The following is an 18,338-nucleotide window of genomic DNA, read 5'->3' on the forward strand; positions in this document are numbered from 1 at the left end:
CTGAAGCATGCCTAGCAGTTGCTTCAGCCGCAAAATCGTTTAGCTCTACAGGTGTCACAAGTCTAACGCAGTTAGTACATATTTTGCACGCTCACGACGCGCCTCAGTGTCAGTTGTTCTGCGCTGACTATAATTAATAAACCGCGCGAATGCTGCCGGAACGTCTTCTTCAGTATCTTCGGTATAACGGTCATAAAGGGCGCTTAGCTCATCCAGTTCGCCTCGCCAGTAAATAACCTGCGCCTGAGACAGGGCCGGCCTTGAAGCATCTTCCAAGCCCGCGAGCGGTCGAAGGGCATGTGCAACGCATGTGAAGAGTGTATAGAACCAGTGTGATCGAGCCCAATTCGTACCTGCGAGTTCCTGAGCTGGATAGATTGCCCCAATGTACTGCATTGTCCGATTATAGAGTTCTATTGCTCCAGCTACCTCGGGAGGAACAACCTCATTGCCCTCGTATAAGCGATAATATCTCTCAATATTTTTTACGGTTTGGACACCGCCAACCAGCGCTACCAACAGATCAGAAGCGAGTTGGGCTTCCCCCATCCGACTGATTGCTTTTTCTGACAGCACCCCACCATCTAAAACATAACTTACATAGGAATGCCCTAACTCATATGCCGCAGTTTTAAAAACACCGAGATACTTTGCATTTAGTTTTTCTTGAGTGTTTAAGGTCACTGAGTAGGTATTTATCCGGGCAAATATATCCAACATATCAGAAAGGCTGACGTTATAAAGCAAGTCCACACCGAGCTCATATTGAAGGATAATACCCTGAATATCGTCCTCAAGAGCAGAGAAAGTCTTGCCCGCATGCTCTGCGTTATGGGCAGCGAGCACGGTAAATCCGTCAGAAACAAATTCCAAAATCGTACGGATACGCTGCTGTCCATCGACGACAGTACGGACATTTTTCTTACCAACCAAATCCTGAGTAAGCAGCACCTTAGGCATCGGCTTGCCGCGCAGCACAGTGTCAATCAGAAATGATTTGGCTGCTCGTGTCCAGACACTCCGTCGTTGAAATTTCGGTGATAGGTCAAGAAGTTGGCTTCCGTTCCACTCGATGAAATCGGCGATGCTGTAAGATCGGGCGTCAAATTGCTTCATAATTAGGCCTTACCATATATTCAGCTTTTATAGCGGTGTAGCGCGCAGAGAACCAGTTCCATATCCAAACGACCCAGAGGATGTGGCTGGGTTGTCAGCGCGACCCGCAGCGACCAATACTCCACTCCTTGTGAACGCGCATACTGCGAGAAAACACTAGGCCGACCGCTCCACGTTTCGCCAGGGGTCGCATCGATATCCGCCCGCATTTGCCCGATCTCAACAGGTCGTTGGGTCGAACGGCGCCCCCAGCGTGCCCAATTTACCTGAAATGCAATGTCACCTTTAGCTCGTCCGATTCTTCAACCGCCACCCACCGAACAGCGCAACATCCGGATCGTGCGGCACCTTCGTCGGGTCGGCCTTGCTCCAGCCGGTGACCTGATCGAGCGCCGGCAGGCGTACCGGCGCCGGATACGGGTTGGTCAGCGTCGGTTCGCCGCGTTCGTTGCGGGCGGCTTCGGCGATGTCGAAGGCTTCGCGGGCGCGGGCTTGGCGGGCTTCGTACATTGCCGTCAGGCGGTAGCTGTGGGCTTCGCTCGATTCACCGCGGCGGCGCTTGATGTGGGGCGGCTCGTCCTGGAGGTGGACCGTGCGGTTGTGCAGGTGGAGGAGTTGCAGCGCCTGATTCGCGGTCATCGGCGGGATCGGCGGGGGATCGTTGTGGCGCCACTCGTCGTGGTCGTGCGCGCCGGGCAGCGATCCGGCGAGTAGCGCTGCCTCGACCTGTTCGTAGCCGCGTTCGAGCGCGAGGCGCATCTCGCGGGCGAAGGCGGGGCTGGCTTTGCGGCGGGCGTAGAAGGCGGAGTGGCTGAAGCCGGCGGCGGCGGCCGAGAGGCGGATGTTGGCGGTGGCGGAGAGCGCGGTGAGGAAAGCTTGCTCGGCGGCGTGGTCGAGGCGGTTGGCGGGCGGGCGGCGGAGCTGGAGGCGGCCGTTGGCGGTTCTTGTCGTGGTGGGGGTTCCGGTTGGGATGGCGGCGTTTGGGGCACTCCCCTCCCCCGCCCCCTCCCGTAGGCGGGAGGGGAGTTTTAGGGCCGCGTTGGCTATGGCCAGGGCGGCGTTCCATTTTGCGGCGAAGGCGGGGTGGGCGGCGCGGCGCTTGGTGAAGGTGGAGCGGTTGTAGCCTAGCGTGCTGGCGGCTTCGCGGGCGTTGCCGGTGCAGCGGAGGGCGGCGAGGAACGCGGCGTTCTGGGCGGCCTGGCGGCGGGTGAACTGGTCGGGGGTGGAGGGGCGCGCCATCGCTAGTGGGTCTGCCTCGATATCCTACATTGCAAGGGGGCTTGTGCTTGGGGTGGGGTACTTGGCGCGGATGTCCAGGTTTGTTTCCCCGCGAAGGCGGGGATCCAGTCTGGGCACCCGCCTTCGCGGGTGAACAAGGTCGGTCAGTCTTTGGCAAGATTGGTTCACGCGAAGGCGCGAGGGCGCGAAGGGAAGTGAGAAGAGGACCAGATTCGGGGTTCGCGCGGAGGCGCGGAGGCGCGGAGGAGAAGGGCGCGGAGAAGAAGGGGGAAGCGGGTGTTGCCGCTTTGCGGGTTTTGGGGTATGCGCGCCGGCTTCCACCTTCAGTGTTGGAATTGCGGGAGGTTGCCGAAACGGTAGCCGCCATCACCGCTAGACTCACCGGGCGAGGCGCTGTTGCGCTCAAAGCCCAATATAAGAGAGTGACATGGCTAAAAAGATTACCGGATACATCAAGCTGCAGGTGCCTGCAGGCGAGGCAAAGCCCGCGCCGCCGATCGGGCCTGCGCTGGGTCAGCGCGGCGTGAACATCATGGAGTTCTGCAAGGCGTTCAACGCCGGCACGAGCGAACTGAAGAAGGGCATGCCGATCCCGACCGTCATCACGGTCTATGCGGATCGCTCGTTCTCGTTCGAGACCAAGACCCCGCCTGCATCGTACCTGATCAAGGAGGCCGCCGGTCTCAAGTCGGGCTCGAAGGAGCCGGGCAAGGTCGTCGCCGGTACGATCAAGCGCTCGCAGCTGAGCGAGATCGCCACGACGAAGATGAAGGACCTCAACGCCAACGATATCGACGCTGCGACGAAGATCATCGAAGGCAGCGCCCGCGCAATGGGCCTCGAAGTGGTGGAGGGCTGATATCATGGCTAAGCTGAGCAAGAAGCAGAAGGCCGTCACGGTCGACCTCGTCAAGCTGCACGGCATCGACGAGGCCATCGGTCTCGCACGGTCGGGCGCCACGTCGAAGTTCGACGAGACGATCGAAGTCGCGCTGAACCTGGGCGTCGATCCGCGTCACGCAGACCAGATGGTCCGCGGCGTGGTGACGCTGCCCAAGGGCACCGGCAAGACCGTCCGCGTCGGCGTGTTCGCCCGCGGCGCGAAGGCTGAAGAAGCACTCGCAGCAGGCGCAGACGTGGTCGGCGCCGAAGACCTGATGGAAATCATCCAGGGTGGCACGATCGATTTCGATCGCTGCATCGCGACCCCGGACATGATGGGCATCGTCGGTCGCCTCGGCAAGGTGCTGGGTCCCAAGGGCCTGATGCCGAACCCGAAGCTCGGCACGGTGACGATGAACGTCGCGGCAGCCGTTCAGGCAGCCAAGGGCGGCCAGATCGAATACCGCGTCGAGAAGGCCGGCATCATCCATTCGGGCATCGGCAAGGCGTCGTTCCCGGCGGAAGACCTGCGCGCGAACTTCGACGCACTGGTCGACGCAGTGGTCAAGGCCAAGCCGACCGGCGCCAAGGGCAAGTACGTCCAGAAGGTCGCGATCTCGTCGACCATGGGTGCGGGCATCAAGGTCGACACGGCCGAGGTTGCAGGCGCCTGAGCCGCACGTGGCTAGCGCGAGCTAGCCACGAGACGGCGAAAGCGCGGCCGGCGCGGTTCCACCGCGACCGACGAGGACGGGATTTACTCCCGTCCTGCCGCAGAGAGTTAAGAAGGGCCGGGAGCGATCCTGGCCCTTTTTGCGTGTGGGGTAGATTGATCGTTCGATGAAGATCGCCGCCCTCCCCACTCCCCCTTCCTTCGCCTGACGAAAGTCAGGGTCCCGGGTTACAGACGTCGCCCTCTTGGCTCTGGATCCTGACTTTCGCCAGGATGACGGGCGGGGCGGATCGAAATCCCGTGAACAGCGCACCATTCTAGGCCACGTGTTGGCGTATGATCGAAGCCTCCTGCCATTGTGGCGCCGTAACACTGTCCGTCGACCATCCACCCGAATGGGTCGCCGACTGCAACTGTTCGATCTGTTGCCGCTACGGCGTCTTATGGGCCTATTACCGGGCAAGCGACGTACGCGTCGCGGCATCCGTGCCGATGGCGATTTACAGTTGGGGCGCCGAGACGTTGCGCTTCCACCGCTGCGGCAAATGCGGATGCGTCACGCACTGGACCAAGGTCGATCCCGCGATCGACCGGATCGGGATCAACGCACGCCTGATGCCGCCCGACGTTCTAGCGGCGGCCCGCATACGCAGGCTCGATGGCGCCGATACCGGGCTCTACCTGGACGCCTGACTCGCTCGACGATTGACTCCGCCGCCAATTCCGCTAAGGCGCACCTTCGTTCGGCGGGCTTGCTCGTCGGACTCCGTCCGAGACAGTGGGTGCACAGGGTTTGCCGGTGCTTAATCTCCCACCTAGACGGGGAATGAGATTTTGCGGAGTGCCTCGTGCGCCTGCCCTCTCCCATGCCCCATCGACGAGACACCCCGGAAGCGCGGGTTTGTCTGCGCCTCCGGTTAGTAACCGGGTTCCCTGCGCAAGCGGTGAACTCGTAAAACGTGGAGAATGGCATGGATCGTGATCAAAAGACCGCGGCCGTAGCCGAGCTGAACCGCACCTTTTCCGAGGTCGGCGTCGTCGTTGTCACGCGCAACCTCGGCCTGACCGTCGCACAGTCCACTGTGCTGCGGAACAAGATGCGCGACGCCGGCGCGACCTACAAGGTCTCGAAGAACAAGCTTGCCAAGATCGCAATGGACGGCACCGACTACAGCTCGCTGGGCGACATGCTCACGGGTCCGGTCGGTCTGGCCAGCTCCATCGATCCCGTAGCGGCCGCCAAGGTGGTCGTGGAATTCGCGAAGACGAACGACAAGTTCGAAATCGTGGGTGGGGCGATGGGCGCGACGACCCTCGACGTCGAAGGCGTGAAGGCGCTCGCAACGCTGCCCTCGCTGGATGAACTGCGTGCCAAGATCGTTGGCCTCATCGTCGCACCTGCGACGAAGCTGGCAACGATCACGCAGGCTCCGGCAGCGCAGCTCGCGCGCGTGCTTTCCGCCTACGCGGAGAAGGAAGCCGCCTGATCTTGCAGGCCTTTCGTTACCTTTTTGAACTGATGGGGCATGAGCCCCGAGATGGAGATTTATCATGGCAGACCTGAACGCACTCGTTGAGAGCCTGAGCGAACTGACCGTTCTCGAAGCAGCTGAGCTTTCGAAGCTGCTCGAAGAGAAGTGGGGCGTTTCGGCCGCAGCAGCGGTCGCAGCACCGGCAGCAGGCGGCGGCGCCGCTGCTCCTGCAGCAGAAGAGCAGACCGAATTCGACGTCATCCTGACCGGCGACGGTGGCAAGAAGATCAACGTCATCAAGGAAGTCCGTGCGATCACCGCGCTCGGCCTGACCGAAGCCAAGACGCTGGTCGAGTCGGCTCCCAAGGCCGTCAAGGAAGGCGTGTCGAAGGACGAGGCAGCCAAGATCAAGGCGCAGCTCGAAGCAGCTGGCGCGACCGTCGAGGTCAAGTAAGCCGCAGCTGGAGAGACGATTTAGCTTCGGCTAAATCGCACTCCAGCAAGGCCGGCCGGCGGCACGCAGTGTCGACCGACGAAGCAGGGGCTTTGCCCATGCTGGCCGCAGTTAAGAAAAAGGGCGGCCCCAGCGATGGGGTCGCCCTTTTTCGTGCGGGGTGATGGCTGGTACGCTGACGTTGCGTGCGGGACCTGTGCTTCGATACGAGCCCTCGATACGCTCCTTACGGAGCTACTCGGTCTCTACTCAGCACGAACGGAAAGGGGAGCGAGCGTCTTCGCCCCCTCCCTTTAATTTACCGCTCGAAGGTCGCCGCGTGGGGCCTGGCGGCGACTGTCGTGAACATCTTTGCGGGGGCATCCAGCCAGAACGGCGCGAGCTTGGCGGAGTCGACGCGTTCTATGCCGACGACCCAGGCGCGGGCGGTCTGCGCGTCGTCACCGGCAGTGGCGTAGAGGATATTGGTGGCGACGACGGGCACGAACATCGGGCGGTTGGCAGCAGTCATCGTCCGGATCGCGTCGCGCGCGATCGCGACGACGGTGCGGATCGTGCGGGTTTCGCCGGGCGCTAGCGCGAACGGCGGCGCGGCCGGGCGGCCGATCGGCGCGGCGTTGAACTGGGCGAGATCGGTGTCCTGGCCGGCATGCGCGGTCAGCAGCGCGACGCCGGTGCGGATCGCTTCGGCGGGCGCGGTGCCGGTGTTGGTGACGACGAGTTCGCACTCGACAGTGGCACTCAGGAGGTTGAGGCCGGCACGCAAGGGGCGGAGATCGCAGGTTACGCGGGCCCGGGGGACGGCTGGTGGGGGCGATGGCGTCTTTGCGCGAGGTTCGAGGAATTTCGGCGCGACCGCCGCGGTCGCGGGGATTGCGGGGGGCGTGACCGGAGTTGCTACGGGCTGGACCGGTTGAGTTGTGGCAGTGGTGGCACTGGAGGTGGCGGCGGGCTTGGGTGCGACCGGCTCCGGTGTCGGCTCGACGACGGTTTCGACCTCTGCGCGGTCCTGCCTGTGGCTGCGGGGTTTGCAGCGGAGCGCCCAGAGCGCGCCGAGGACCACGATGACGACCGCGAGCGAAAGCCAGAGCGGCATCGCCCTGCCCGTCTCGGGTGCGGTGATCGTCGATTGCGTCGTCGTGTCTGGCGTGGATTGCGGCTCGACGGGTTGCGAGGCGACGACTTGCGGGGCGACGACTTGCGGGGCGACGACTTGCGGGGCCGACGCTGTCGACGGAGTTTCGGACGGCGGCGGGGGCGATGCCGGCTCGGGTGCAGGCGTGGCTATCGGCGCGGGTTCGACCGGGGCTGGTGAACGCGTCGGCTCTGTAGCGGTGCGGGTTTGGCGCGAGTCCGGTTCGGTGCGCGCAGCCGGGCGCTCGGCGGCGGCCTTGTCGGCGACGGCCTTTTCCGCAGCGCGTGGACGGGATGCGCGGCGGGGCGCGGCCGTCTCGCTCGGTAGGACGATCTTCGGTGCGTCGGGGATCGGGATCGACGTGCTGGTCTGCGGCGCGGGGTTCGCCAAGCCCTCCAGGCCACGGACCGGAGCGGTCTGCTCGGTCTGGGCGAGTGCCGGGCTTGCCGACGCGAGCATCGTCATGGTGGCGAGCAGGGCGGCCAGCGTCCCGCGGTCGGTCGTCATCGTCGAAAATCCCCTGCGCGCGGTCGTCGCGGCGTTGTGGTCGGGGGAGGCTGAACGCGGCCGGACGGCAACCCGCGTTGCGACGAGTTGCGCCTGAGCAGCGGTGAGACGTGGCGAGGGGTGTGAGCGCTGAACGTCTATCCTCCCCCGCCAGGGGGAGGTGTCGCCGAAGGTGACGGAGGGGGGAGGACACGGAACCTTGGTTGCCCTTTCCTCCCCCTCCGTCTGGCAAGGGCCAGCCACCTCCCCCTTGCGGGGGAGGATGACGAGAACCGGCGTTAGCGCGGTGCGACGACCACTGCCCCGCCCTTCATGACGAAGCTGGGATGTTCGAGTTGGCGCACGTCCGTCAGCGGATCGCCATCGACTGCGACCAGGTCACCGAAGCGGCCGGGCTGGATCGCGCCGACGTCCGCCGTCTTCCCCAACGCGATCGCGGCGCTGGAGGTGGCGGCCTGGATCGCCTCGAGCGGCGTCATGCCCCATTCGACCATCTTGGCGAACTGGAGAGCGTTGTTGCCGTTGGGATAGACGCCGCCGTCGGTGCCGAAGAGCATTCGGACGCCGGCAGCGTGTGCGGCGCGGAAGGTCTGGCGTTGCTTGAGGCCGACCTGGCGTTCCTTCTCGAGGCTCTCGGGGAAGACGCCGTTCTTCGCGCCCTCGGCGAGGATATAGTCGTCGTCGTAGATATCCATGTCGAACCACGCCCCGCTGGCCTTGGCGAGCTTGAACGATTCCGCATCGGCGAGGCTGGCGTGCTCGATCGTGTCGACGCCTGCCCGGAGCGCATCGTTGATGCCTTCGCTGCCGTGCGCGTGGACAGCGACCTTCATGCCGAGCATGTGCGCTTCCTCGACGATCGCCTTGATCTCGGGAAGGCTGATCTGCTGCGCGCCGACGCTGTCGGTCTTCGAGAGGACGCCGCCGGTCATGCAGACCTTGACCACCTCGGCACCGTATTTGCGGATCGTGCGGACGGCGCCGCGGAACTCGTCGGGGGTGTTGGCGATCTGCGGGTGCGGGACCTGGATCGAGGGCGGGAACTCGGTCGTGTCGCAGTGGCCGCCGGTCGCGCCGAGCGCGTAGGTGGCGGGGACGATCCGTGGGCCGGGCACGTAGCCGCGCTCGATGCCCTGCTTGAGCGCGACGTCGTCGTAATTGGCGGAGCCGACGTTGCGCACGGTGGTGAAGCCAGCGTCGAGCGTGCGGCGCGCGTTGGCGACGCCGACGACGGTCCAGAAATTGTCGGTGAACTCGAGCTGGCGGTAGCCGCTGAGCGTCGGATCGCTGGTGAGGTGGACGTGCATGTCGATTAGGCCAGGCAACAGCGTGCGCGTTCCGAGGTCGACGCGCTCGGCTCCGGCGGGGACTGCGTCGCCCTTGCGGCCGACCGCAATGATGCGGCCGTCGACGATCGTGACCTGCGGGTCGTCGACGCGCTTGCCGGCGAGGACGTCGATCATGTGCGCAGCGGTGACGACAACGGTTTTTGCGTCGGCGGCGGTGGTGGTGGTGGTGGTGGCGAGCAACGTAGCAGCTAGAATCCTGGCGATCTTCATGGAGGTGTCCCCTTCCCCGAGTTCGGCTTCGTGTGCGTCACGGCCGGTCATCGGGCAAGAGGGCGGTGTACGATCCTCCCCCGCGAGGGGGAGGTGGCTGCCACTTGCCAGACGGAGGGGGAGGCAAACGAAAAGCCGGTTCCGTGTCCTCCCCCTCCGTCGCTTCGCGCCACCTCCCCCTGGCGGGGGAGGATCGAGAGGGAGACCTTGCCCTATTCTCGACACCGGTACAGGCCATCGGGGATGCTTCCGACGACGACGAGATCGCCCGTGATGATGCTTCGATGTCTTCCGTTCTGTGCGCTGGCTGCTGCGCTCGCTCCCCTGGCGGCGCGGGCCGATCCGGCGCCGTTCGACCTGACCGGCCCCAGCCTGCGCGTCGGTGTGACGCATGGGACGACGACTTTGCCGATCGCACAGGTGCCGAGACTCGCGACCGGCGACCGCGTGTCGATCGCGGCGGATTTGCCGACCGGCAGGAAGGACGATGGCGCGCGCTATCTGCTGGTCGCCGCGTTCCTGCAGGGCGCGACCGAGCCGCCGCCGAAATCGTGGTTCTTCAAGGCCGAGACGTGGAAGGCGAAGAAGAATGCGCTCGCGTTGAAGGTGCCGGACGGGGCGCGGCAGCTGGTGGTGTTCCTGGTGCCCGAAAGCGGCGGGTTCGATGCCGTCGTGTCGGCGGTGCGGAAGCAGCCGGGTGCGTTCGTGCGCGCGGTGCAGGATCTGGATCAGGCGTCGCTCGATCGCGCACGGCTGGATGCGTTTCTCGATGGGATCCATACGCTGGAGCGGACGCGGCCGGAGCGGATCGAGGCGGTGTCGCCGTTGTTGTCGCGAAGCCTGGCGATCAAGCTGAAGGCGGAATGCCTCGATCTGGCGGCGGATCTGCAAGCCTCCTGCCTGACGCAGAGCCGCGATTCGCTGGTGCTGGCGGATGGGCAGAGTTCGACGCTGGCGGATACGCTGGTGGGCGCGCCGACCGATCTGGCGTTGCAACTGAGCGCAACGCCGGAGGGCGGGCTTGGGTATTACAGCCCGTATATCGGCGTTGTGCGCGATCTGGCGAAAATCTTCGGTGCGTTCCAGTCGACGCAGTTCCGGTATATTCCAGCGCTGGCGCGGGCGCATGACGATCGGTTGGCGCTGTTGCTGAACGCGGCGCCGTCGTTTGCCAGCCCCAAGTCTGTGATGGTGGTGGCGATGCCGATCGTCGAGACAGGCGCGCCGCAGCCTCCGACGATGCGGCGGGCGGAGGCGGACCGGCTGGTCTGTGCGGCCAAGCCCGATCTTGTGCTGCCGGTCGAGGGCGCGCCGCTGATCTATGCAACGCAATTTGCGCACGACATGAGCCTGCGGGTGACGACGCCGCAGGGTGGCGTGGTCGAACTGCCGGTGCAGGCGGATGCCGAGCGTGGCGGGTATGTGCTCGACCAGGTCGGGATGCGGACGGCGGGGCTTGGCAGCGTGACCGATGCGACGTTGCATGGCCGCTGGGGGTTCACGCCGTTCGACGGGCCGCGGTTTCGGTTGCAGGTGCCACGGGCTGGCGGGTGGCAGGTGGTCGATACCGATCCCGAGAGTTTGGTCGTTGGCCGCGACAATGCGGTGGCGCTGGCGGGGCCGACGCCGAGCTGTGTCGAGACGGTGACGTTGGTCGGCGATACGGGACAGGTGCCTTTGGCGTGGACGACGACAGGGGACCGGATCGCGCTGACCCTGCCGCTGGCGAAGACCGCGCCGGGGAAACTGACGCTGCTGGTCAAGCAATATGGCGTCGAGGCGCCGGACAGGATCGCGCTGACCGCGCTCGCCGAGGCGGGACGGATCGACGGCCTGACGCTGTATGCGGGCGATGCTGCAGGGATGCTGGCAGGGACGCGACTCGATCTGGTGTCTGCGCTGAGTGTCGACGGGGTGGCGTTCAAGCCGGGCGCGGTCGTGCGGGCCGACAAGGTGGATCGGCTGGGGTTGGTGGCCGATACGGCGCCGGCGTTTGCGGCGGGTCAGGCGAAGACGGCGTTGGTCACGTTGACCGATGGGCGGAAGCGGTCGGTGAAGTTCGTCGTCGGGGCGGCGCGGCCGAAGGCGACGCTGATCGCGAAGAGCGTGGTGGCGCCGCCCTCGCCCGGTCTTCCCGTCGTGTTGGCGGGCGATGCGGCGATGTCCCAGGATGCCCGGCTGACGTTTTCGTTGCGCGCGGAAGGGACGCGGTTTTCCGCGGGGGACAGCGTCGAGATCTCGACGGCGGACGGGACGATGACGACGAGCGTGGCGTCGGGGCGCGGATTGACCGTGCAGGACGAGCGGATCGCGGTGGTGTCGGTCGAGCCGGGCAAGGCGCTTGGCGTCTCGGCGCACGGGCCGCTCAAGTGGCGGCTGGTGCAGAACGGGGTCGCGGGGGACTGGGTGCCGTTGACCACTCTGGTGCGGGTGCCGGAGTTGGCGAGCGTCACGTGCGCGGAGGCATGTACGCTGGCGGGGACGGATCTGTTCCTGATCGAGTCGGTGGCGGTCAATGTGGGGTTTACGGACGCGGCGCGGGTGCCGGAGGGGTTTACCGGGGCCTCGCTTGTTGTACCGAAACCGGTTGGGGGGATGCTGTATCTGCGGTTGCGGGACGATCTGGGGGTTACGACAACGGTGGCGGTGAAACCGTAAACTCGGCATCCTTCCCCCTGCCCGTCATCCCCGCGGAGGCGGGGACCCATATCCTCCGACGGTCGTGCACGATCGCACGGCCAGCCAGTATGGGTTCCCGCCTTCGCGGGAATGACGAAACAGAGAAGCGGTATTTACGGAATCAGCCGATCCGCCCGCAGCTCTGCGAACAGGTCGAAGAAGGCGTCGTCGGTCGGCTGGTATTCCTTGAAACCCAGGCGGCGGCTCTTGCTCATGTCCGTCACGACCTCGATCGGGCGGCCGAGATCGGCGTCGGTGTGCCACGGGGATGCAAGCCGCGAGAGGTCGGCTTCGGCGAGACCTTCGCGCGCGGCGATCTCGCGCCAAATCCCGGCGTCGTCCTTCATCTGCTCTTCTAGCGTCAGGATCGTGCCGTCGAACGGCGCAGCCTCGATCCCGAACCACTCGGCGATGCGGCCCCACATCCAGCTCCAGCGGAAGACGTCGCCGTTGACGACGTTGAACGCCTCGTTGCGCGCAGCGGGCGTGGTCGCGGCCCAGATCAGGTGATCGGCGAGCTGGCTGGCGCTGGTCATGTCGGTGAGGCCGTTCCACTGCGCGGCCGAGCCCGGGAAGCGGAACGGCCGGCCGGTCTCGCGGCACAGCGTCGCGTAGACCGCGAGCGTGGTGCCCATGTTCATCGCGTTGCCGACCGCCTTGCCGATGATCGTGTGCGGGCGGTGGACGCTCCAGCCGAAGCCGTCACGCTCGGCCGCCTCGAACACGGCGTCTTCCTGCGCGTAATAGAAGTTCTCGACATCGAGACGGCCTTGTTCTTCGCGGAACGGGGTCTGCGGGAGCGTACCCTTGCCGTAGGCCTCGAACGGTCCGAGGTAATGCTTCAGGCCCGTCACGAGGGCGACGTGGCCGACGCTGCCCGCCTGCGAGAGTGCGCCGAGCAGATTGCGGACCATGCCGCCGTTCACGCGGATGTTCTCCGCCTCGCTGTCCTGCCGCGACCAGGTGGCGATGAACACCGCGTCCGCCTTGAGCCCGGCGAGTGCCTTTTCGAGACTGGCTGGATCCTGGAGATCCGCTGCGACAGGCTGGACGCCGTCCTGTTCGGTCGGGCGTCGCGCGAGACCGTGGACGGTCCAACCCGATTTCACCAATGCCGCCGCGGTCGCGCTGCCGACGATCCCGCTCGTTCCCACTACCAATGCCGTCTTGGCCATCTTCAGCTCCATATCTGCGTGTTAGCTACCAGCTAGGCACCGAACGCACGGGCTTCTAGAAGGCACCCTTTGGGGACATAGGCACCGGAAGGTAACCACATGCAGGCGGGAACGGCCGACGAGGAATGGCGCGAGGATTGTGCGCCGCGGCGGACGCTGGAGCTGTTCGCGACCAAGTGGACGAGCATGATCCTGCATATTCTGCACGTGCGCCATGACGGCCCGGTGCGGACAGGCGTGCTGCTGCGCTCGATCCCCGGCATCTCGAAGAAGATGCTGACGCAGACGTTGCGCGAGATGGAGGCGGCGGGGCTGGTCGTGCGAACCGTGCACGGGACGGTGCCGCCCGCGGTCGACTATGCGCTGACGGCGTTGGGCGCGCGGTTCGTCGAGCCGGTCGAGTTGCTGTATGATTGGGGGCGCCGGAATGCCGATGCGCTGGATGCGTTGCAGGCGAAGCCGACGTCGCGACGCGAGCCCTAGGCCGGTTTGCGGTGGCGGCAAGCGGCAGCTTGTGGCTATGGGGCGCGGATGACCGCATCGGATCTCCAAAGCCTGTTCGTCACCAACCTCGTGCGATACAATAGCGGCGATCGGCGGCGGTGGCGGCTGATCGTCGGCGACGTGAAGGTCTACAGCCTTGCCACGCACGCGCACTGCAACTGGGCTGTGACGCCGTCGGGCAGCGCGAGCGAAGTGGACGCGGTCGAGCGGCTGGCGGACCGCCTGCGCGAGGATCACCCCATCATCACCGCCGGCTGACGGCCTTTCATCTACGCAGGAGCGACACATGGCTAAGCAATATTGGGCGCAGATCATCGAACTCGACGAGGAGATGACGGCGGCGACGATCCCCGGTGCGACCGATCACGAAGATGCGGCGGATTCGCTGGTGGCGGATTTCGTCGGTGCGATGGGCGGCGAGATCACCGCGGGCGCGGTGCGGGTCTGGGTGCAGGGCGGGGTCGAGAAGGTCTATGACTGGAAGGCGGACTTCACGATGCCGGACATGGACGAGATGGGGGATGAGGACGAGATGGAGGTCGAGGGTGAGATCGAGCTGATCGAGCGGGTTTGAGCTAGCATCGCGTCTAGATAGATACGCCATCCCGGCGAAGGCCGGGGCCCAATTGGCAAGGTCGGCGTAACGAAGCGCAGTCCTTCGTTAGCGATGTTCTCCAATTGGGCCCCGGCCTTCGCCGGGGTGGAATCAGGGTACGGTTTGCCCCGCAGGGGCGAGTTCGTGCCACCTGTGGCCATCGTGCGCCAGCAAAGCGTCGGCCGCTGCCGGGCCTAGCGTGCCGGCTTCATAGGGTTCGGGTTTGCCGTCCGCTGCCCACAGATCCAGAAACGGCTGCACCGCGGCCCAGCCCGCTTCGATCGCGTCGGCGCGCTGGAACAGCGTCTGGTCGCCGGCGAACAGGTCGTAGATCAGCGACTCATACCCCGTCAGGTGACCGATATCGAACGCGTCGGCGTAGCGGAAATCGAGCGCGATCGGCGCGGTAGCGACTTCCAGTCCGGGGCGCTTGATGTTGATGTCCATGCTCAGCCCTTCGTCGGGCTGGATCTGGATGATCAGGCGGTTGGGCGGGAGCATCTCCGCCGCGGTCTTGTGGAACGACGCGAACGGGACCGGCTTGAACGTCACGACGATCTCGGTGTCGCGGCAGGTCATCGCCTTGCCGGTGCGCAGGTAGAACGGCACGCCCGCCCAGCGCCACGTGTCGACCATCAGCTTCAGCGCGACGTAGGTTTCGGTGTGGCTGTCGGGCGCGACGTCGGCGGTGGCGGTGTAATCGGGGACGTCATGGCCCTGAACCTTGCCGGCGGTGTACGCGCCGCGAACGCCGTTGCGCTTCGCCTGGCCGGACGAATAGACGCGGACGGCCTTCAGCACCTTGCCCTTCTCGTTGCGGATCGCCTCGGCATCGAAGCTTGCGGGCGGCTCCATCGCAACCATCGCGAGCAGCTGGAACAGGTGGTTGGGGACCATGTCGCGCAGGGCACCGGTGCCGTCGTAGAATTTCCCCCGGGTGCCGACGTCGACCGTCTCGGCGGCGGTGATCTGGACGTGCGCGATGCAGTCCGCATTCCAGACGCGCTCGATCATCATGTTCGCAAAGCGCGCGGTCATGATGTTCTGCACCGTTTCCTTGCCGAGAAAATGGTCGATCCGGTAAACCTGGTCCTCGGCGACCTTGTCGAGAATGCGCGCGTTGAGATCGCGGGCGGAGGCGAGATCGTGGCCGAACGGCTTCTCGATTGCGATTCGGCGGAAGGCGTGACGCGCCTCCTTCATCAGGCCGTGGTCGGCAAGCTTGTCGACGATGTCGCCGAAGAAGCGCGCGGGCACCGCGAAGTAGAAGGCGACATTGCCGCTGATCCGCGACTTGAGCTGGTCGTAGACGGCGTCCTGCGTGAAATCGCCCTGGAGATAACCGACCCGGTTCTTAAGACGGGCCCAGGCGTCGCCCTTTTCGCCCGCCCCCTCGCCGCCCTTCGCATCGAAATTGCCGAGCGCGTCGCGGAGGACCTGATCGTCACCTTCGTCGATACCGACGCCGAGCACGTGGAAGTCCTCGCCGACCAGCCCGAGGCGCGTCATGTTGATCAGCGCGGGCATCAGCAGGCGCCGTGTGAGATCGCCCATCGCGCCAAAGATCACGAGAGTCGTGGGGGGCGCGGGCTTCACGCCGGGAGGCTTGGCATGCTGGCTCAAGAAAACACCTCGACATAGAACATGGATCACCCCTTCGTCGTTCGCGTCCTGAAACCGCGGGAGGCGTGCCGATGTTCCCCGGAACGATCAGGTCGCGGTCAGGACGTTGTCGCCGAACGATCGCGCGTCGACTTCGGACCAGTCGAGTTCTTCCTGGAGGCGGCGATAGACGTCTTCGGCGATCTCGCCCGAATCGCGCATCGCGTGGAGCGTGACTCGCTGGCAGGCGATCATCTCGAGATGGAGTTCGTCGAACTCGGACGTTGCCTGGGGATCGTCGGCTTCGACGGTGACCTTGCCCGCCGCGCCGTAGCGAAAGCGCAGAGCGTCCGCCGCTTCGCCCTCGCGCGCCGGCAGGACGGCGAGCCCGGCCTCGATCAGGCGTTTGCGTGCGGGCGCGATCTGGTCGGCGAGGCCGGTGTCGTCGCCCAGGCTGAGGCGGCGGATCATCGGGCCGAGCGTGAGGCCCTGCAGCACCAAAGTGCCAATGACGACGCCGAACGCGGCGAGCACGATCAGGTCGCGACCCGGTACCGACTGCGGCAGCGCAAACGCGGTGGCTAGCGTCAGGAGGCCACGCATGCCCGACCACGACAGCACGACCGACGCGTTCCAGGGTGGCGGCTTGGGCAGCCAGGCGGGCGCATAGCGCGCGGCGATCGCGCCTTCGACGAGGCGGATGAAGAAGACCCAGACGATCCGTGTGACGAGCACGGTCGCGAGGATCGCGGCGGCAAACCCGATCGCGGGCCAGCGCTCGGCCGCCGGCAGATGCGTCAGCACGTCGCGCGCCTGCAGGCCCATCAGCATGAAGGCGAGGATGTTGAGCACCAGTATCGCCGCCGACCACACAGCGGCGCTTTGCAGGCGATCGCGTGCGGGCTGGCCGATCGGACGGCGCTGCGACAGGATCATGCCGAAGGTGACGACCGCCAGCACCGACGAGATGTAGAGCCGCTCGGCCAGCAGCCAGATCCCGAACGTAACCGCGAAATCGGCAATGCTCGATCCCAGCGTGCCGGCGAACAGCGGGGCGATGCGGAGATAGACCCAGGCGGCGAGCGCGCCGAAGACGATTCCGCCGGGCACCGCCGCGGCGAGTGTCAACGGCGTGACGGGGGTGTCCGAATGCGTCGCGAAGGCGCTGGCTAGGCCGAACAGGAGCAACGCGGTGGCATCGTTGAGCAGGCTTTCGCCTTGCAGGAGAAGCAGGCCGCGGCGGGGGATGCCGACTTCGCCGAGTACCGCCTCGGAGGCTGCCGCATCGGGCGGCGCAACGATTGCGCCGAGCGCGAACGCGGCAGCCAAGGGCAATCCGCCGAGCGTGACGCCGACCAGCGCGACCGTCGCGGTGGTGACGAGCACCGCGAACACGGCGAGCGAAAGCAGTGGGAACCAGTAGCGGCGCAACGCGCGCGGGCTGGTGTTGTAGGCGGCATGGAGCAGCGCGGGGGCGATGAACAGCGCCAGCACCAGATGCGGCTCGACCGCGATGCTGGGCGCGAACGGCAGCAGCGCGAAACCCAGCCCGGCGGCTGCAAGCAGCGTCGGATACGGCACGTTGAGCTTCCGCGCGAGGACCAGCAGGACCAGCGCGGCGAGCAGAATGGCGTCGAGACTTTCGAAGAGATGCACGGTGGCGCAACGGGCGGGGGATGCGGATGGGTCCGGCTGGGTCAGTTCGAGTGTACCCCGAGCGATCGCACTATCCTCGCGATCCTCCCCTGCCAGGGGAAGGTGGCGCCGCAGGCGACGGAGGAGGGGGACACGGAGCAGATGTTTCGCATGCCTCCCCCTCCGTCAGGCTAACGCCTGCCACCTCCCCCTGGCGGGGGAGGATTCTGAGTCTGACGGGTCGCGATACCGTGTGAATCCGGGGCTGCTCACATCGCCGTCATCCTGACGAACGCCAGGATCCGGAGATTGATGGCCGCCGTGTCAGCGCTGCGGACGGGTGTCGACGCCGCCCACCCCACGCAGACAAAAAAAACCACCCCGTGCGAAGCACGGAGTGGCCTAGGTTCAGGGAGGAGGTACGCTAGAAGCGTACCGTACGGCGCCGCGAAAGGGGGGGACACGATGCCGTACAGGATCTAAATGGGTGAGCGCCGTTTTGGTTCAACCCTTGTTGCAGCGCACCCCAAATTTTTTTCAGACCGCGGTCTTCTTGCGGGCAAAAACCGGTGCCATCCGCACCAGGATCTCGTCGCGCAGCAACAGATGGTGGCGCAGCGCAGCGGCGGCGTGCGCGACGATCAGTACGAGCATCATCCAGCCGAGGATCTCATGCGCTTCGTGCCCGAAATGCCCCGTCGCGGTCGACACCGGCAGATACGGGATGTCGAACAGCCCGAACCAAGTGAACGGCCCGCGCTTGGCCGAGCCCGACACCATCAGCCATCCGGTCAGCGGCATGCCGATCATCATGACGTAAAGGACGAGGTGCGCGGTGTGCGCCAGCCCCTTCTCCCAAGCTGGCATCAGCGCGGGCAGCGGCGGCGGGCGGTAGGCGATCCGCCATGCAAGCCGCCCTACGCTCAGGACGAGTACTGCCATCCCGAGCGCCTTGTGCGCGCCCATCCACGCGCGCAGCATGGGTATCGAATCGTGCAGGATGCCCACCGCAAGATTGAGGATGACGAGCAGCGCGATCGTCCAGTGCAACCAGATCGCTACCCTGGAGTAGCGTTCCAAACGATCCCGCGCTGCCGTCATGCGTGTATCC

17 protein-coding genes are annotated in these 18,338 nt (G+C 65.4%); 9 read left to right on the forward strand and 8 right to left on the reverse strand.

Annotated elements, in window-relative coordinates; translation table 11 throughout:
* Positions 1–54: 54 nt before the first annotated feature.
* Positions 55–1,116 (reverse strand): DUF262 domain-containing protein, encoded by a 1,062-nt coding sequence (locus tag VH567_RS03605; RefSeq protein WP_423323209.1) that lies wholly within the window; start codon positions 1,114–1,116, stop codon positions 55–57.
* 285 nt (positions 1,117–1,401) lie between these two features.
* Positions 1,402–2,355: a hypothetical protein gene (locus tag VH567_RS03610; protein ID WP_423323211.1), complete on the reverse strand. Its 954-nt coding sequence runs from the start codon at positions 2,353–2,355 to the stop codon at positions 1,402–1,404.
* A gap of 427 nt (positions 2,356–2,782) precedes the next feature.
* On the opposite strand from VH567_RS03610, the gene rplK reads away from it, so the two are divergent.
* The 5 genes from rplK (at position 2,783) to rplL (ending at position 5,836) form a co-directional block, all read left to right on the forward strand.
* Positions 2,783–3,214: a 50S ribosomal protein L11 gene (gene rplK, locus VH567_RS03615; RefSeq protein WP_056047586.1), complete on the forward strand. Its 432-nt coding sequence runs from the start codon at positions 2,783–2,785 to the stop codon at positions 3,212–3,214.
* A 4-nt stretch (positions 3,215–3,218) separates the two neighbouring features.
* Complete coding sequence (gene rplA, locus VH567_RS03620; RefSeq protein ID WP_136189394.1) at positions 3,219–3,911, forward strand: 50S ribosomal protein L1; 693 nt, start codon at positions 3,219–3,221, stop codon at positions 3,909–3,911.
* Between the two features lie 491 nt (positions 3,912–4,402).
* On the forward strand, positions 4,403–4,603 hold the full coding sequence (locus tag VH567_RS03625) for a hypothetical protein (protein WP_423323214.1): 201 nt from the start codon (positions 4,403–4,405) through the stop codon (positions 4,601–4,603).
* A gap of 278 nt (positions 4,604–4,881) precedes the next feature.
* Entirely contained in the window at positions 4,882–5,397 is a 516-nt protein-coding gene (gene rplJ, locus VH567_RS03630; RefSeq protein WP_332799052.1) for a 50S ribosomal protein L10, read from the forward strand.
* Positions 5,398–5,461: 64 nt separating this feature from the next.
* A complete protein-coding gene (gene rplL, locus VH567_RS03635; RefSeq protein WP_056047577.1) occupies positions 5,462–5,836 on the forward strand; it encodes a 50S ribosomal protein L7/L12 in 375 nt (124 codons plus the stop codon).
* A 298-nt stretch (positions 5,837–6,134) separates the two neighbouring features.
* Here rplL and VH567_RS03640 read toward each other — a convergent pair whose 3' ends face one another.
* Together VH567_RS03640 and VH567_RS03645 are read right to left on the reverse strand one after the other, a co-directional pair.
* Positions 6,135–7,478, reverse strand: coding sequence for a hypothetical protein (locus VH567_RS03640; RefSeq protein WP_423323216.1), 1,344 nt, complete (start codon positions 7,476–7,478; stop codon positions 6,135–6,137).
* Positions 7,479–7,756: 278 nt separating this feature from the next.
* Positions 7,757–9,037, reverse strand: coding sequence for an amidohydrolase family protein (locus VH567_RS03645; RefSeq protein WP_423323218.1), 1,281 nt, complete (start codon positions 9,035–9,037; stop codon positions 7,757–7,759).
* Between the two features lie 276 nt (positions 9,038–9,313).
* Between VH567_RS03645 and VH567_RS03650 the strand changes: the two genes are divergently transcribed.
* A complete protein-coding gene (locus VH567_RS03650) occupies positions 9,314–11,695 on the forward strand; it encodes a hypothetical protein (RefSeq protein WP_423323220.1) in 2,382 nt (793 codons plus the stop codon).
* A gap of 134 nt (positions 11,696–11,829) precedes the next feature.
* On the opposite strand, the gene VH567_RS03655 is transcribed toward VH567_RS03650, so the two are convergent.
* The gene (locus VH567_RS03655; RefSeq protein WP_423323222.1) at positions 11,830–12,891 is read right to left on the reverse strand and encodes an SDR family oxidoreductase; all 1,062 of its coding nucleotides are present in this window, start codon (positions 12,889–12,891) and stop codon (positions 11,830–11,832) included.
* A gap of 99 nt (positions 12,892–12,990) precedes the next feature.
* On the opposite strand from VH567_RS03655, the gene VH567_RS03660 reads away from it, so the two are divergent.
* From VH567_RS03660 to VH567_RS03670, 3 genes are read left to right on the forward strand one after another with little or no spacing between them, the layout of a single operon-like run.
* Positions 12,991–13,374, forward strand: coding sequence for a winged helix-turn-helix transcriptional regulator (locus VH567_RS03660; RefSeq protein ID WP_423323225.1), 384 nt, complete (start codon positions 12,991–12,993; stop codon positions 13,372–13,374).
* A 48-nt stretch (positions 13,375–13,422) separates the two neighbouring features.
* Positions 13,423–13,653 carry a hypothetical protein gene (locus VH567_RS03665; RefSeq protein WP_056047557.1) on the forward strand — a complete coding sequence of 77 codons (231 nt, stop codon included), beginning with the start codon at positions 13,423–13,425 and terminating at the stop codon, positions 13,651–13,653.
* 28 nt (positions 13,654–13,681) lie between these two features.
* Positions 13,682–13,969, forward strand: coding sequence for a hypothetical protein (locus tag VH567_RS03670; protein ID WP_423323227.1), 288 nt, complete (start codon positions 13,682–13,684; stop codon positions 13,967–13,969).
* Positions 13,970–14,101: 132 nt separating this feature from the next.
* Here the strand turns inward: VH567_RS03670 and zwf are convergent, their stop codons facing one another.
* The 3 genes from zwf to VH567_RS03685 all read right to left on the reverse strand — a co-directional run bounded on the left by zwf (position 14,102) and on the right by VH567_RS03685 (position 18,328).
* On the reverse strand, positions 14,102–15,643 hold the full coding sequence (gene zwf, locus VH567_RS03675; protein ID WP_423323229.1) for a glucose-6-phosphate dehydrogenase: 1,542 nt from the start codon (positions 15,641–15,643) through the stop codon (positions 14,102–14,104).
* A 57-nt stretch (positions 15,644–15,700) separates the two neighbouring features.
* Positions 15,701–17,248, reverse strand: a complete 1,548-nt coding sequence (locus VH567_RS03680; RefSeq protein ID WP_423323231.1) for a cation:proton antiporter — start codon at positions 17,246–17,248, stop codon at positions 15,701–15,703.
* Between the two features lie 516 nt (positions 17,249–17,764).
* Positions 17,765–18,328: a cytochrome b gene (locus VH567_RS03685; RefSeq protein ID WP_423323233.1), complete on the reverse strand. Its 564-nt coding sequence runs from the start codon at positions 18,326–18,328 to the stop codon at positions 17,765–17,767.
* Positions 18,329–18,338: the final 10 nt, after the last annotated feature.

Origin of the sequence: Sphingomonas sp. 4RDLI-65 (assembly GCF_049472435.1) — a bacterium.
Taxonomy (GTDB): domain Bacteria; phylum Pseudomonadota; class Alphaproteobacteria; order Sphingomonadales; family Sphingomonadaceae; genus Sphingomonas.

Excerpts from the sequence above, each read along its gene's own strand:
- VH567_RS03605 (WP_423323209.1), bottom strand. The coding sequence starts at position 1,116 with ATGAAGCAATTTGACGCCCGATCTTACAGCATCGCCGATTTCATCGAG.
- VH567_RS03610 (WP_423323211.1), bottom strand. The coding sequence starts at position 2,355 with ATGGCGCGCCCCTCCACCCCCGACCAGTTCACCCGCCGCCAGGCCGCC.
- rplK (WP_056047586.1), top strand. The coding sequence starts at position 2,783 with ATGGCTAAAAAGATTACCGGATACATCAAGCTGCAGGTGCCTGCAGGC.
- rplA (WP_136189394.1), top strand. The coding sequence starts at position 3,219 with ATGGCTAAGCTGAGCAAGAAGCAGAAGGCCGTCACGGTCGACCTCGTC.
- VH567_RS03625 (WP_423323214.1), top strand. The coding sequence starts at position 4,403 with ATGGCGATTTACAGTTGGGGCGCCGAGACGTTGCGCTTCCACCGCTGC.
- rplJ (WP_332799052.1), top strand. The coding sequence starts at position 4,882 with ATGGATCGTGATCAAAAGACCGCGGCCGTAGCCGAGCTGAACCGCACC.
- rplL (WP_056047577.1), top strand. The coding sequence starts at position 5,462 with ATGGCAGACCTGAACGCACTCGTTGAGAGCCTGAGCGAACTGACCGTT.
- VH567_RS03640 (WP_423323216.1), bottom strand. The coding sequence starts at position 7,478 with ATGACGACCGACCGCGGGACGCTGGCCGCCCTGCTCGCCACCATGACG.
- VH567_RS03645 (WP_423323218.1), bottom strand. The coding sequence starts at position 9,037 with ATGAAGATCGCCAGGATTCTAGCTGCTACGTTGCTCGCCACCACCACC.
- VH567_RS03650 (WP_423323220.1), top strand. The coding sequence starts at position 9,314 with ATGCTTCGATGTCTTCCGTTCTGTGCGCTGGCTGCTGCGCTCGCTCCC.
- VH567_RS03655 (WP_423323222.1), bottom strand. The coding sequence starts at position 12,891 with ATGGCCAAGACGGCATTGGTAGTGGGAACGAGCGGGATCGTCGGCAGC.
- VH567_RS03660 (WP_423323225.1), top strand. The coding sequence starts at position 12,991 with ATGCAGGCGGGAACGGCCGACGAGGAATGGCGCGAGGATTGTGCGCCG.
- VH567_RS03665 (WP_056047557.1), top strand. The coding sequence starts at position 13,423 with ATGACCGCATCGGATCTCCAAAGCCTGTTCGTCACCAACCTCGTGCGA.
- VH567_RS03670 (WP_423323227.1), top strand. The coding sequence starts at position 13,682 with ATGGCTAAGCAATATTGGGCGCAGATCATCGAACTCGACGAGGAGATG.
- VH567_RS03685 (WP_423323233.1), bottom strand. The coding sequence starts at position 18,328 with ATGACGGCAGCGCGGGATCGTTTGGAACGCTACTCCAGGGTAGCGATC.